The 2,296-nt window shown below is 41.8% G+C and carries 2 protein-coding genes; both read right to left on the bottom strand.

All coding sequences use genetic code 11. The annotated features are described in order from the left end of the window. Positions 1–563: 563 nt before the first annotated feature. Entirely contained in the window at positions 564–1,070 is a 507-nt protein-coding gene (locus HRU21_12905; GenBank protein NRA43188.1) for an Lrp/AsnC family transcriptional regulator, read from the bottom strand. Between the two features lies 1 nt (position 1,071). Continuing rightward, on the bottom strand, positions 1,072–2,296 hold a 1,225-nt coding region (locus HRU21_12900; GenBank protein NRA43187.1), incomplete at its 5' end, for a cyanophycinase.

Genomic DNA, 2,296 nt, shown 5'->3' with positions numbered 1-2,296 from the left:
ATGTTTGAAAAGAAATGGTGCCCGGAGGCGGAACCTTACTTTTTCGCGTAGGCTTCGCATTATAAGCAAAACACTAAAAAAGAAAAGAAAGTTGCCCCCACAGTGTACTTCTGATGCGTTAAGAAATTCTAGATTAATTTTTGCCTAGCCTTATGCATTGCGCGCCCTCAGTCATCACTTAGACAATCACTTCTTAGCATAACGCTTCAACAAGCCCAAAAATCTTTTCTTGATATAGACCAAACTGATTAACCACTAACCGACTTTTGTAATATGGATGCACATCACAAGTTACTGAAAAAATATAAAGTTTAAAAGAGAAGGAATTTTCGCATGAAACACAAATAATGTTATAAACATAAAAGCACACGATTTAACAGACCATCAGCTAATAACATAAGGTTAAATGGTGTTTCGCTGTAGCACGTATTTATCTTATACCTAGCTTCAAATTTATGATGGCATATTCAATTATGAATAGTGATTGTGGCTGCTAAAGACCATTTTATTTATGAGCTAAGCGAGCTAAGTGAAAACTTAAGCAAATCCGTATGATTTGTGGATTAAAAATTTCTCCCGCTAAGCAAATTCTTCACAGGGTAGCCCTGAAATTTTTTACTTTGTCGCATCACCACATGCGAGCTGATATTGCCAATTTCTGGACACTCTCGAATCAAATCATCAGTCAGCTCCATATAACGTGCCATATGCTCACAAACAAAACGAACGATAAAATCACTGGCGCCAGAAACTGTGTAAGCTTCCAGCGCCTCTGGCATAACAGCAACGCGACTTTCTAACAGCCTAAAACTGTCTGGTGAATGTGTATTCAAAGAGATGGTCGCAATACACTGTACTGGAGAACAGAGCCGGTCAATATCCACAACGCCCATAAAGTGGTTGATCCAACCCTGGTCAGTCAGTTTCTGCAAGCGCTGATGACAAGCACTAGCAGATAAATTGACTGCCTCAGCTAATTCTTTGTTAGTAATTCGCCCATCAGACTGAATGATATCCAGCATTTTCAGGTCAATTCTATCAAGTGCATCTCGATCTGAACTGTTCATCATATTACCGCTCTGATATAGCAACTGATACCGGTTCTATGTCCATTTTAACACCAAGAATCGTGTACTGATCGCGAGCACCACTGCGATATCGCCAATAAGCATCGCTATCCTTAACTTGTCGAAATCGGTAGCGAAAGCCTTTACCGTTCTCAAGAAAGCTATATCGGCGCACCTCTTCGCTTTTCGCATTATCCAAAAGCTCATAACCCAGCAGTTGATCTAATCGATGGTTTGGCAAAGCCAGTCCAGCGCCTTGATGAGGCTCGCCCGACGCATATTCATTACCAACAGTAGATGCGGTATCGTCATTTTTTATTAGCTTATCGTTTGATAAATCGTAGCGATCACCTGGCGCAAGCAAGCTTAAGCTAAGATTTTTAGCTGAGAATGGCTTGTTGCTAAACTGAGCCTGCTTAGCATTAACAATAGTCACATTCGCCATGCCAACAACTTCTAAGGTATTTTTATGCAAATCAATTAACATGCCGGTGTCTTCATCTACCGCATAGCCTTTGTCGATACCGGTTTCGGACAATGAGCGTATTAATCGACCCAATCTGGCTTTGCGATCAAAATGCTGATCGATAATGCCATAAGGAAAAAAACCTAACCCGTGATGCAAATAAAGTGCACCATATTCCTGAGACTCCATGCCGTAATAATGCTCCGCAGGAACACTGGATAAAGCAGAAAAACTGTCACCTGCAGCTATCATCGGATGGCTCATCATTGCAGCACCGGCACTGGTTCCGCCAATTAAAGCGCCATCATTTAAGCGTTGCAGCATGGCTTTATAAAGTCTTGAGGGTTGTTTTGGCTTATCTAATAAGCTATCGAGAATACGCATTTGATCACCGCCAACGAACCAAAAGCCATCAATGTCTTGCAACTGTCGAGCAAGAGCAGGCTGGGCCGCATTATCTCGCCAACTAGATTCATCAAACTTAGTATTTGGGTCATCCCTAACCGCTAAAGGCAAAATAAAAATATTCTCAGCGCTAACACCATAGCGAATTAAATCTTGACGGAACTTATTAGCATTGGTTACAGGCTTACCAGACGCAGCAGGCACAATAGCAATCTTACTCTCAGCAGAGGGTAGATTGTTAATAAATGCCTGATACACCGATTGATTATCGGCACCCAAAGCGCCCCCAACAATCAACAGCTTGCCTTTGGCCGCATGAAGATGAGGCGCCATCGCTAACAAGAAAATAAAAACAGAA

The organism is Pseudomonadales bacterium (genome assembly GCA_013215025.1).
Classification (GTDB): Bacteria; Pseudomonadota; Gammaproteobacteria; order Pseudomonadales; family DT-91; genus DT-91.
Note: the sequence above shows the minus strand (reverse complement) of the source record. Positions and strands in the feature narration are given on the sequence as shown.